Origin of the sequence: Pallidibacillus pasinlerensis (assembly GCF_009996845.1) — a bacterium.
In the GTDB taxonomy this organism is placed as follows: domain Bacteria; phylum Bacillota; class Bacilli; order Bacillales; family Caldibacillaceae; genus Pallidibacillus; species Pallidibacillus pasinlerensis.
The window spans coordinates 1-11,095 of sequence record NZ_JAACYS010000089.1 but is presented as its reverse complement, the minus strand read 5'-3'; the positions used below and the strand labels follow the sequence as shown (position 1 = coordinate 11,095).

Below are 11,095 nucleotides of genomic sequence, written 5' to 3'. Positions count from 1 at the left end.
GATTTTTATAATTTTATAAAAGTATACTTATGAAGAAAAAAAGCAGCGGATTTTATCCAGCTGCTCGAGAAAATCTATGTAGTTTTATTCTACATCTATAATCTGATTTATTAGTAGGGCAATTCCTGAACGATTTGGTTTCAGGAAAGAAGGGATAATTAGACAAGCCGAATGGTTATATGACCATTATGTTGATCATATTATTTATGGTCTTTTAATAGAAGAGTGGAAAAAATAAATGAGTGACCTTTGAGCATTTCTCTAATTGAGGGATGCATTTTTATTGTGAATCTCTTTACATATTAATAATTTTACAACAACGCAAATGATTAGGTATATTAATTTTAAATATGGAAAAGGAGGATGGGAAAATGGATGTCAAATTTCCAATAGGGAAGTTGCAAGTGCCAGAAAATGTTACACTGGAAAATGTGCGTGAATGGTTAAATCAAATTGAAACTTTTACTACAAGATTAAGAGAAACTGTTGATTCATTAAATGAAGAAGAATTAAACAAAACATATCGTGAAGGTAGCTATACAGTTCGCGGACTTGTGCACCATATTGCTGATTCTCAGTTAAATATGTACCAACGATTGAAGCTTGCTTTAACTGAAGATAGCCCAACTGTACCTGGTTTTGATCAAGATAAATGGATTGAACTACCAGATAATAATCTCCCTGTAGAAACTTCAATTAAAATGTTGGAAGGTATTAATGAACGGATTGTTTATTTGGGTGAACGATTAACAGAAGATCAATTGCAGCGTTCTTTTATTCATGAAACGAACGGAAAAATTACTGTTGCAGAGAAGTTGGCAAAACTTGCGTGGCATGAAGAACATCACTTAGCCCAAATTAAAATTGCGTTAGGAAAATAATCAGATATGAATAGGTTATAGTCAAATAAAATAATAACGAAATGGCATTAATCATGTTCGAAGGGTTAATGCCATTTTTTGACGAACTAATAATGTATGGGAAAATCATATTGCTACAATCAGTATAAGATTGTAGAATGGCACTCGTTTTGAGGGGTCCACTTTATGAATAATAAATTGCAAACTTTATTAAAAATAAGTCCAATATTTTCAGTTATTTTTATTATTATTGGTGTAGTTATGGTCATTTTAGGAATCATTGATTAAAAAATAAATCTAGTTTTAACTTCAATATTTTTAATTTTACAATCTATTATATTATTATTGTTAACACGCTATTTTACCCACCTGTGGCAAAAGCGGTAAATGTCTAATAGAGTCATTCGCGAGGATATTTCACAAAGAAAATCCTGTTGAAATATCTAATAGAATCAATCTCAAGGACATTTTGCAAAGAAAATTCTAATGAAATGTCCAATAGAGGCTCTCAAAAACATTTACCTTAATCTTCCAGTAGGAGAAAAATGTTTTAAACAGAAGTAATGGACGTAGATGTTCTTGAAGCCATATTGTTTGTTCTTGTTATAATTTTTCAAGAATTTAATATTAGTAGCATATAAATTTAACAATGGCGTTTATGATGAAAGGATGATTCGAAAAATGAAAATCTTAGTAGTAGGGGCAAGTGGTACGATTGGGCAAGCTGTTGTCCAAGAACTTGGTAAAAAACATGAGATTATTCGTGCGGGGCGTAATGGTCAAGATGTAAAAGTAGATATGACTGATATTGACAGTATAAAAAAGATGTATGAAGATATAGGAAAAGTTGATGCGGTTATTAGTACTGCCGGAAGTGCTCATTACGTTCCAGTTACGGAATTAACACCAGAATTAAATGAAATAGGTATTAATTATAAGCTAAAAGGGCAGATTAACCTTGTCCTATTAGGGATGAACTATGTAAATGATTGTGGCAGTTTTACCCTCACTACAGGTATTTTAATGGACGATCCAATTCCACAAGGTGCATCAGCTGCTATGGCTAATGGTGGAGTGAAGGCATTTGTTAAAGCAGCGGCAATTGAAATGCCACGGGGAATTCGCATTAATAGCGTTAGTCCAAATGTCGTGCAGGAGTCATTACATAAATTTGGCGATATGTTTCCGGGATATGAAGCAGTCCCTGCAAGTAGGGTAGCTCTTGCTTATAAAAAGAGTGTAGAAGGTGCCCAAACAGGACAAAATTATGAAGTATATTAACATGGATTTACATAAGAATTCTAAATATTTCTTAAAATAATAATAAGTCATTAATAAAATTAGAGTTTATTGTTATTAATTTTCATCAAATCAGTTTTGCGAAAATTTTAGATCGACAAATAGTCGGTCTTTTTTATTTTATCGTGATATTTTTTTCAATTTGATAAAGATAAAGAATAGGAAAGGAGGGAATAATTAACAAAATGAAAAACTATGCAAAAGGAATATTAATTTTCTTTACAATGGTCATATTTGTTAATGCAGTAGGAAAGGTTGCTTTTGCTGAAATAATACTGCCTACACAACCACTCGACCCGGTTCGGGAAATTGAGGTTTCTTTAAATGACAATTATTTTAATCCAAATGACATAAATTTAAAAGCTGAAAAACCGGTTACGTTAAATTTAAAAAACAATGGTAAAAAGCCACACTCTTTTACAATAAAAGATTTAAAAATTGATGTGGAACTCCAGCCGGGAGAAACAAAAAAGTTAACTCTTAGATCCCCGAATAAAGGTACATATGAATTGATTTGTCGATTTCATCAAAGTGAAGGAATGGTTGGTAAAGTTATAGTTAAATGAAAAATTGTAGGTTGTCTTTAACAAAGTGCAATTGACTATTAGGGCAATTGCACTTTTATTTATATTTGTTATTATCTTTCATAAAAAATTTATTTTTTATTTGGACAAAATTGTTCCAAAATGTATCATCCACAAAAAATATTTTTCGTGTGAACATACAGCTGATATACATTTATTATACTTATAAAACATTAAGTCCTCTGGGAATTCTGGGTAACGCCAATCAAATAAAGAATTGCTAAAATCCTTTAAAAAGAGTTTCGTAGCATTGTTAAAATGAAAATAATAAACATATGCTGAACCTTGAGATGTTTCCCACTTTTGTTGAATTTTTATTAATACATGTTTAAACCAATTTTATATATTGAAAAGACAGGGCAATGATAGTGACCACCCTGTCTTAATCTACTCTTTATTTTCTTTTTGCCTTTCCCGATATTCATTCCACACTTCACTAGCTCGCGTTCTAATTTTTTGAGAAACCCCTCGGTCGGAAAGTAATATACTAAATATCTTTGTCGCTTCGTTATTTTTACCTAAGCGAATATAAATATCTCCCATTAAAAATAGTAATTGGTGTTCTTCGATAACTAAGTCATTTATATTTCCTCTTTGGTACGCATCTAAATAAAATCGTAATGCTTTTTCTAAGTATTCCTTTTCATTATCAATATCATTTTGATAACGATACATCCATGCTATGCGCAAAAATAAGTTTCCTACTAAACTTTTCTTTTCATTTATAACATAAGCTGCTAATGAAGCAAGTTTATAAGCTCTTAGTGCATCAAAAACATCGCGTTTTCCACATAAATGGGGAACAGCTGATAAATTCTTTAAGTAGTTCTTTTCGATTTTTTCTTTTCTTGCAGGTGTTATTCGAGAAAATGAGTTTGTATAGGCGAAACCACAACTTGGACAAACGAATACATCATAAAAAATTGGGTTGTCACCTTCATAATATGTGCAGTAATCACTATCTTGTTTAATCACTTTTGCCATACTTGATCGCACTTGTTTACTTTTAAATTTGTGATTGCAATATAAACAGGTTAAACTTTTATCATACAGTGGTTCTAATATTTTTCTTTGTAAGCTTTTTTTCTTGTCTGTCATTGATCTAACTCCTGTTACACCGTAATGAATTTTTAAACTAGTAGGTATTTAGTATTATTGTAACACAATACTAATTTACTAGAAATTAAGATAGTGAATAATAAATGACATTAACACAACTTTAATTTTAAGTTTGGAGTGATGAGAAATGAAGAATATTAGAATTAGAACTATTGTAATTGGTATTTTTAGAAAAAATGATTGGAAACGGATTAGTGAATTTCAACGAGGAAAACTGCGTCTTGTACCTGAAGGTTTATTAGAACTGATTAAAAAATAAAATAAGTCAAAATAAATTAGTGTTAGTATTGAAAGGCAAAAACGGATGCTTTGCCTTTTTTATCAAGTGGTAGCTGTCATCATGAATATTGTCTATATTGAAAAATCGGATGGAAAGAATAATGAGGTGATGTTCGATTATTTTGTATACAGTCCTGAGGAGACCCAATAAATGTTGCTGGTTTAACTGGTGCAATTGCTTGATTCCATCGATTTTCGTTAATACAATACGTTTGTGCCAGGATATGACTAGGAGTTATTTTTAAAATATCTGATCCTAAAATTACCTCTGGGGTAGGAGCATCAAAAATGGCTAAAATATGCGTGTTATCAACGAGTGTTACGATGTAATGCCACCAACCTTGTGGAACATTGGCAACTTTTCCAGGTGTAAGGGTGTAATGTTGTAATTGCTTAGTAAAGGGATTAAATATCGATACGACAACAGAACCTGTAATACAATAAATGAGTTCTGCAGAATTTTGATGATAATGCGGTTCAATGATATTGTGTTTACTTAAGAAAATATCTAATAATGAAACGTTTTTCAGTGAATTCATCTGCTTAACACTTAATATATTAATATAGTTTTTGTTGTTTTTTACAAATAATGGACTTTTGTTCAAATCAAAACTGAACTGACTAGAATGGGATGAATAATTGACTGTTGGATACAAATTTTTCACCTCGGTATTATTGCATAAATATATAGGCATTTTATTCATTTGTTTTCGTAAGGTGAAAAAAATCTAAGATTTATTCTTAATATAAACAGGTGTTGTGATTTTGTCTAACTGGGAAAATTCAATTTTTAGCGGAATTTTATATGAAAATTCAATTTTGTCTAAGAGAAAAATGAGTTTTCTGAGCCAGGAAAATTTATTTTTGATAAAATGAATTTTTTGTATAAAAAAGCCCTTAATCTAATAGATTAAGAGCTCCAGTTTATTTTCCTACCAAATTTGATGGAAACGTCCAATAACATTCTGAGTAGAAACGATATTTACAAATGAGCTAGGATCGATTGTTTTTACAATTTCTTTTAGTTGATTCATTTCACCTTGCATAATGACACAAAGAAGCACTGTTTTTTCTTTATTAGAATAGCCACCGCTAGCATCCCATAGAGTTGTTCCACGATGCATATCTCGATTAATCGCATTGCTAATTTCTTTACCTTTATCAGTAATGATTAAAAGCGACACGCGATCCACATGGTTTAATACAATATCATATGTTTTCATTGAACAAAATATTGAGATGATTGTATATAGCGCAATTTCTGCTTCGAAAATCATGCCGGAAATGGCGACAATACATCCGTTAAAAATCAAATTTCCTTTTCCAACTGTTATATTTTTATGTTTGGCAAGCACTCTAGAAATAACGTCCATGCCACCTTCAGAGCCACCTCGACGAAGGACTAAACAACATCCGACAGCATTTAAAACTCCACCAAAAATCGCATTTAATAAAATGTTTTCTGTCCAAATCGTACCTACTGGAATCATGTAAAGGAAGATTGATAATAAGAATGACGATATAATCGTGTAAATACTGAACTTTCTTCCTAAAAATTTATATCCAATAATCAGAATTGGAATGTTTAATAATAAAACGATAATCCCAACGTTAATTGGAACAAAATGGTGAATAATTTGCGCAGTCCCTGGAACTCCACCTGCAAGAAGACCAGCTGGAATGGTAAATTTGTTTAACGCAAATGCCGTTAACAACGTTCCAAAAACAATAATTAACAAGTCTAATGCTACATTTGCGCTATTTGTTGCTTTTGCACTCATATTTATAAATGCCCTCTTTTTCATAATTAGTAGTTTCGAAAAACATATATTATAATAGCACCTTTGTTGTAAGAAAGTAAGGGGGATTTTTAATAAATTTTTGTTAAAAAAATGTAATAGGGGAGGAGGGTAAGGTTGTTATATGGATTGGTAAAGTTTTTAAAATAGGACGAAAAAAATCGCTCGTAGAATGATCGGAGTTGCTCATAGCCAATGCAATTTCGCTCATATAAAAGTAGAAAACAATTTTTATAGATAAAATCGCTCTTTAAGCAGATTTTTTCGCTCATAGAACTTGGAAAATGGCTCATAGAAGTCAAATTCGCTCATAAAGTGAAAAAGTCGCTCTATGAATTAAACGAATCGCTCCTAAAATCGTGCTATTCGCTCTATATATGATGAAAATCGCTCATAGCATAATAAAAAAATCAACATAAGAAAGGTGATATCCAAAATATAGTTGTAAGTAATTGTTATGAACTTGTATGAATTAAAAAAGGACCCTCATATGAGAGTCCTTTTAGCAATCGTAAAATCAATTAGATTATTTCTACGTTAGCTGCTTGAGGTCCACGGTTACCTTCAACGATTTCGAAAGAAACTGCTTGACCTTCTTCTAATGTTTTAAAACCTTCGCCTTGGATAGCTGTGTAGTGTACGAATACATCGTTTCCACCTTCAGCTTCGATGAATCCGAAGCCTTTTTCTGCGTTAAACCATTTTACTTTACCTTGTTCCATGTAAATATTCCTCCTGTGTGGGCTCTTACCCATGTTTTAATACTATTTTGTTGCTCAGTTATCTAAGGCGAAAATTTTAAATCTTTTCTTTCCTTGATAAAGTCGAACAAAAAAATAATTCCTCTTAATAATAACACATCCCCAAATAAAAGCAAGCGAATTTCCAAAAATATTTTTTAAATAAAAATTTACGATGATTTAACATAAACAATATCGAATTTAAGGAACCTTTCATTTAAAGTCAACTGTGCATAAATAATAAACTGATTGAATAATACGTTTCTGTAAAAGGAAGGTGGAATAAATTGATTGAAAGTCTAAGTCATATAACTTTTGTAGTAAAAAATTTAGATCGTACAACAGAATTATATAGAGAAAATAAAATCATTGAACTTAGATATGAAACCGTCACGGAAAAGAATAGAGGGTGAAGGGTACTCTATTTATTTTTATGATTATGATAATAATCTATTTGATTTACATATCGGAACATTAGAAGAAAGGATCGAAGCTTACAGGAAAGTAGAGAAAGGATAGTGAGGAAGTATTTATTAAATATAAAGTTACATGAAATTGAATAAAAACGTTTGTTTTAACCTTGAAAAACATTTGGGGCTGTCCAAAAAGTCAATTTTTAGACATTATTGATGGAATTATTCGGTACTTTGGCGGACGCGCATCCAGTGGCACGGCCTCAGCCTCCTCAACGCACAAGCGCGTTTGCGCAGGTCTATAGGCTCGTGTGCCTGACGCTTCGCTTTCGGCACAAAGGCTTTTGCTGTTCCCGCTGGACTCTGAATATGCTTCACTGATTTTGCACCGCAGAAAAAATGGAAAGCATTTTTTCGAGTCGCCGCCAATTTCCTCATCAAAGATCTCCATTTTCTACTTTTCGGACAGCCCCAATATTTTTACTGTGTATAATCTTTTATTTTGATAATTTCGCAATCATGTCATTCAAATATTTCCGTATCGCTTCAGGATTACCTGCCACTTGTTGTTCGCGTTGTTCGTCTTTTTCCAGTTTTTCCTTTGCTTTTTTGAGAATTTCTTCTTCCTTTTCTTGAGGTATAACAACTACTCCATCAGCATCGCCAACGATTAAATCACCTGGATGGACGGTTACACCCCCACAAGAGATCGGAACTTGTACTTTTCCACCGCCACTTTTCGCACTTGCTGCAACTGTTGTACCTTTACAAAACACTGGAAAATCGAGTGCTTTTATTCCGACTATATCACGAATGACACCATCAACGACAATCCCTTGAATGCCAAGGGTTTGGGCTATACTTACCATAAAGTCCCCAGCAATCGCTCGATATGTATCACCCTTTGCATCTACAACAATTACATCTCCGGGCTTTGCTTCGTTAAAGGCTCGAAGAATCATCGAGTTGTCACCAACCGGCATTTGCACTGTAAATGCACGGCCAACAATTTTATATACCTCTTTCAATGGCTTGATTGAACTTTCCATATTATTCATGCCATCCATCGCATCAGAAACAGCTGTAGTTGGAATCTTTGTAAATTGATTTACAATATTATCCATAATTAACCTCCAATAACTGAATATTTTGATTAAAATATATCATTAAAGTGAGAAAAATAGTAGTGTATTGTTCGTATATACTAATTTAGAAATTTTTTGACTATATACATAAAGATTTTCTATTTTATTTGTTTTTAGGTATTTTTGTGTGCTCATACAAAGTAATAAGTTTTTTCAAAAAAATGTAGGTTCTTTATGGAAAAGATGTTAGTATTAGATTATTGCCATAGATGAAAAGCAGGTGAGAGTATTGATCAAAGATATTTTACTTGTGTTGCTTATTCAATTATTGTATGTTCCTACATTTACACTTCGCACGATTTTTTTAGTAAAAGGCTTGAAAATAAAGGCAGCTATTTTTGGGTTTTTAGAAACGATTGTGTACGTATTCGGTTTGTCCATTGTGTTAACAGGTGATAAGGAACCGATAGTTATGATTGTTTATGCAATTGGATTTGCGATTGGTATCATTGTCGGATCAGTTATTGAAGAAAAATTAGCGATTGGATATACAACTTTCCAAGTAATTTTGCCAACGAAAAATACAGTATTAATTAAATCCCTCCGTGAACAAGGTTATGGTGTCACTGTTTACGAAGGAGAAGGGATTGACAGCAAACGATATCAGTTATCCGTTTTAACAACGAGAAAAAAAGAAGATGAATTGTATTTTTTTATTCAAGAACAAGAACCTCGAGCATTTATTGTCGCTTATGAACCGAAAGCATTTCGTGGTGGATTTATCTTAAGAAGCATGAAAAAGCGTAAGAACAAAAAGCAGAGCCAATAAGGCTTTGTTTTTTGTTTTTTTAATGAAAAAATTTATACAGAGTTGAATAAACTCTACATAATTTCCAGTCTATCTGTATAAAAAACGTGTTATAATCGTAAAGTTATTAAAAATTTAAACCGTTTTTACTAAAAAAATAGATTTATTGACTTATTTTTAAAAAGTTGAACTTAAAAATATGGTAGTTTGTGCGAAAAATAGTGTATAGTGTGCGTTTTTTCCAAAAATCGTGCGAAAATCGCAGATCTTGTGCGAAATTGGGAAAAATTGTGCGAATTCACATCAAAAGTGTGCGAAAAACGAAATTTTTGTGCGAAATTCATAAACAAACTAAGTTTTATAGATTAAGGAGTATCTCAACAACATGGCAAGCATCATTGATTATATTAAACAATGGCAACAAGCCTTAAAAATAGAAGCGAAATATTTAGAATCCAATGGTGGAACGAAAATCATTATCACAGAAGGAAAATATTTAACCCATGATGAAAAGGGGATAACATATTGGTTTAAACTAGCAACTGAAACTGTGCTACCTGATGGTACACCGATTCGCCTCGAATACAAAGACGAAACATACAATGGAAGCGTCATATCTGTCGATGGTTACGATCTCGTTATAAAAATTAGTGATTTTATCGGTAACAAGGTTCCGTATGCGAATCTTTATAGTGCACCATGGGAATTGTTAGTTGCTCTTGCAAAACAACTGGAGGAAGTCCAATCAAGTTCGAAAAAAACAAAAACGAATTCTGCGCTTAATTGCACCAAACACGCCACCGAAACACCCAACAGAAAAAATTAAAAATGAACTTTCTGAGCTTATTCTTCGAGCAAAATATAATCCAACAACGTATGTATGGGGTCCGCCTGGAACAGGTAAAACATATACGTTAGCGAGAACAGCAGCCTACTTTTATCAAAAAGGATTAAAAATATTAATTTTAGCCCATAGTAATGCAGCGGTTGATGTTCTTATGTTGGAGATAGCCCAATTTTTAAAAGAAAAAAAGAAATGGAAAACAGGGCAGGTGCTCCGTTACGGGTTTAGTAGTAATCAAAACGTGAGGGATCAAAACGACTTACTCTCAGAAGTTCTTGTTGAAAAATCTTTCCCTAATTTAAGAGAGCAATTAAACGAGTTTGAAAGAAAACGATTCTTAACGAAACGAAATTATTCCAACTCACAAGGGAAAAATCTTGCTACAATCGAGCAGCAATTGAAAAAAATTCGTTCAACGATTAGGAGGGAAGAGGAACGTTTTGTAGAAGATGCCAGTGTACTTGGGGTTACATTATCAAAAGCAGCAACAGATCCGCTTATTTATGAACAAACATACGACCTTGTTATCGTGGATGAAGCAAGTATGGCCTACACACCACAAATTGCTTTTGCAGCAACTTTAGCAAAACATATGATTGTTTGTGGTGATTTTAAGCAGTTGCCACCAATTGCGATGGCGAATCATCGGTTAATTGAAAAATGGTTAAAACGAGATATTTTTGAAGTTGCTAGGATTGTCGAGACGCTTTCTAATGAGAAAGACCATCCAAATTTATTTATGTTAACGAAACAACGACGGATGCATCCGGCTATTTCTAGTTTTACAAATCAAATTATTTATCAAAATCGGGTAAACGACCACCCATCAGTACAATCAAAACGGGAGCATATTACTGCGAAGGCGCCGTTTCCGAATGAGGCTGCTGTTCAAATCGACTTGTCACAAATGGGAGCATATTGCTTAATGGAATCAGGAACAGGATCGAGATTTAATTTGTTTTCAGCTTGTGTCGCCATGCAGATGATTCTTACAGCGAAACGGGAAGGATTGAACTCGATTGGGTATATTACACCGTATAACGCACAAACACTGTTAGTAAATGCGATGATTCAAGATTTTTTTCCCTACCAACGATTTAACTGTTAATGATGAAAAAATTGTAGCAGCAACGGTCCATAAATTCCAAGGCTCGGAGCGAGATATGATTATCTTTGATACGGTAGACAGTTACCCCCAATCTCGGACAGGAATGCTTTTGACAGATAAAAATAGTGAAAAACTGATCAATGTTGCGGTTACACGG

Annotated in this window: 13 protein-coding genes and 2 pseudogenes; 10 read left to right on the top strand and 5 right to left on the bottom strand. The window is 32.8% G+C overall.

Annotated elements, in window-relative coordinates:
- Positions 1 to 112: 112 nt before the first annotated feature.
- The 4 genes and pseudogenes from GW534_RS16575 to GW534_RS14520 all read left to right on the top strand — a co-directional run.
- Positions 113 to 238, top strand: a pseudogene (locus GW534_RS16575) (GNAT family N-acetyltransferase); the annotation flags it as partial.
- 133 nt (positions 239 to 371) lie between these two features.
- On the top strand, positions 372 to 881 hold the full coding sequence (locus GW534_RS14530; RefSeq protein ID WP_161921710.1) for a YfiT family bacillithiol transferase: 510 nt from the start codon (positions 372 to 374) through the stop codon (positions 879 to 881).
- Between the two features lie 660 nt (positions 882 to 1,541).
- Complete coding sequence (locus GW534_RS14525) at positions 1,542 to 2,141, top strand: short chain dehydrogenase (RefSeq protein WP_161921709.1); 600 nt, start codon at positions 1,542 to 1,544, stop codon at positions 2,139 to 2,141.
- A 203-nt stretch (positions 2,142 to 2,344) separates the two neighbouring features.
- Positions 2,345 to 2,725 (top strand): cupredoxin domain-containing protein, encoded by a 381-nt coding sequence (locus tag GW534_RS14520; RefSeq protein WP_246204191.1) that lies wholly within the window; start codon positions 2,345 to 2,347, stop codon positions 2,723 to 2,725.
- Positions 2,726 to 3,130: 405 nt separating this feature from the next.
- Here the strand turns inward: GW534_RS14520 and GW534_RS14515 are convergent, their stop codons facing one another.
- The gene (locus GW534_RS14515) at positions 3,131 to 3,841 is read right to left on the bottom strand and encodes a DUF2225 domain-containing protein (protein ID WP_161921708.1); all 711 of its coding nucleotides are present in this window, start codon (positions 3,839 to 3,841) and stop codon (positions 3,131 to 3,133) included.
- A 148-nt stretch (positions 3,842 to 3,989) separates the two neighbouring features.
- On the opposite strand from GW534_RS14515, the gene GW534_RS16735 reads away from it, so the two are divergent.
- On the top strand, positions 3,990 to 4,121 hold the full coding sequence (locus GW534_RS16735) for a hypothetical protein (protein WP_281352007.1): 132 nt from the start codon (positions 3,990 to 3,992) through the stop codon (positions 4,119 to 4,121).
- A 79-nt stretch (positions 4,122 to 4,200) separates the two neighbouring features.
- Here GW534_RS16735 and GW534_RS14510 read toward each other — a convergent pair whose 3' ends face one another.
- From GW534_RS14510 to cspD, 3 genes are all read right to left on the bottom strand, one after another.
- Positions 4,201 to 4,797, bottom strand: a complete 597-nt coding sequence (locus tag GW534_RS14510) for a cupin domain-containing protein (RefSeq protein ID WP_161921707.1) — start codon at positions 4,795 to 4,797, stop codon at positions 4,201 to 4,203.
- A gap of 276 nt (positions 4,798 to 5,073) precedes the next feature.
- Positions 5,074 to 5,922 carry a YitT family protein gene (locus GW534_RS14505; protein ID WP_161921706.1) on the bottom strand — a complete coding sequence of 283 codons (849 nt, stop codon included), beginning with the start codon at positions 5,920 to 5,922 and terminating at the stop codon, positions 5,074 to 5,076.
- A 539-nt stretch (positions 5,923 to 6,461) separates the two neighbouring features.
- Positions 6,462 to 6,662 carry a cold-shock protein CspD gene (gene cspD, locus GW534_RS14500; RefSeq protein WP_161921705.1) on the bottom strand — a complete coding sequence of 67 codons (201 nt, stop codon included), beginning with the start codon at positions 6,660 to 6,662 and terminating at the stop codon, positions 6,462 to 6,464.
- Between the two features lie 405 nt (positions 6,663 to 7,067).
- Between cspD and GW534_RS16240 the strand changes: the two are divergent.
- Positions 7,068 to 7,199 (top strand): annotated as a pseudogene (locus GW534_RS16240) (FosX/FosE/FosI family fosfomycin resistance thiol transferase); the annotation flags it as partial.
- 391 nt (positions 7,200 to 7,590) lie between these two features.
- On the opposite strand, the gene GW534_RS14495 reads toward GW534_RS16240, so the two are convergent.
- Positions 7,591 to 8,217 carry an RraA family protein gene (locus GW534_RS14495; protein ID WP_161921704.1) on the bottom strand — a complete coding sequence of 209 codons (627 nt, stop codon included), beginning with the start codon at positions 8,215 to 8,217 and terminating at the stop codon, positions 7,591 to 7,593.
- 250 nt (positions 8,218 to 8,467) lie between these two features.
- Here GW534_RS14495 and GW534_RS14490 point away from each other — a divergent pair, with 250 nt between their 5' ends.
- From GW534_RS14490 to GW534_RS16950, 4 genes are all read left to right on the top strand, one after another.
- A complete protein-coding gene (locus GW534_RS14490) occupies positions 8,468 to 9,007 on the top strand; it encodes a DUF2179 domain-containing protein (protein WP_202630956.1) in 540 nt (179 codons plus the stop codon).
- Between the two features lie 364 nt (positions 9,008 to 9,371).
- The gene (locus GW534_RS14485) at positions 9,372 to 9,812 is read left to right on the top strand and encodes a hypothetical protein (protein WP_161921703.1); all 441 of its coding nucleotides are present in this window, start codon (positions 9,372 to 9,374) and stop codon (positions 9,810 to 9,812) included.
- Positions 9,706 to 10,938: a DEAD/DEAH box helicase gene (locus GW534_RS14480; protein ID WP_161921702.1), complete on the top strand. Its 1,233-nt coding sequence runs from the start codon at positions 9,706 to 9,708 to the stop codon at positions 10,936 to 10,938. The genes GW534_RS14485 and GW534_RS14480 overlap by 107 nt, the downstream gene beginning before the upstream one ends.
- On the top strand, positions 10,907 to 11,095 hold a 189-nt coding region (locus GW534_RS16950; RefSeq protein WP_161921711.1), incomplete at its 3' end, for an AAA domain-containing protein. The genes GW534_RS14480 and GW534_RS16950, both read left to right, overlap by 32 nt.

Excerpts from the sequence above, each read along its gene's own strand:
- GW534_RS14525 (WP_161921709.1), top strand. The coding sequence starts at position 1,542 with ATGAAAATCTTAGTAGTAGGGGCAAGTGGTACGATTGGGCAAGCTGTT.
- cspD (WP_161921705.1), bottom strand. The coding sequence starts at position 6,662 with ATGGAACAAGGTAAAGTAAAATGGTTTAACGCAGAAAAAGGCTTCGGA.
- GW534_RS14495 (WP_161921704.1), bottom strand. The coding sequence starts at position 8,217 with ATGGATAATATTGTAAATCAATTTACAAAGATTCCAACTACAGCTGTT.
- GW534_RS14485 (WP_161921703.1), top strand. The coding sequence starts at position 9,372 with ATGGCAAGCATCATTGATTATATTAAACAATGGCAACAAGCCTTAAAA.
- GW534_RS14530 (WP_161921710.1), top strand. The coding sequence starts at position 372 with ATGGATGTCAAATTTCCAATAGGGAAGTTGCAAGTGCCAGAAAATGTT.
- GW534_RS16735 (WP_281352007.1), top strand. The coding sequence starts at position 3,990 with ATGAAGAATATTAGAATTAGAACTATTGTAATTGGTATTTTTAGAAAA.
- GW534_RS14515 (WP_161921708.1), bottom strand. The coding sequence starts at position 3,841 with ATGACAGACAAGAAAAAAAGCTTACAAAGAAAAATATTAGAACCACTG.
- GW534_RS14505 (WP_161921706.1), bottom strand. The coding sequence starts at position 5,922 with ATGAGTGCAAAAGCAACAAATAGCGCAAATGTAGCATTAGACTTGTTA.
- GW534_RS14520 (WP_246204191.1), top strand. The coding sequence starts at position 2,345 with ATGAAAAACTATGCAAAAGGAATATTAATTTTCTTTACAATGGTCATA.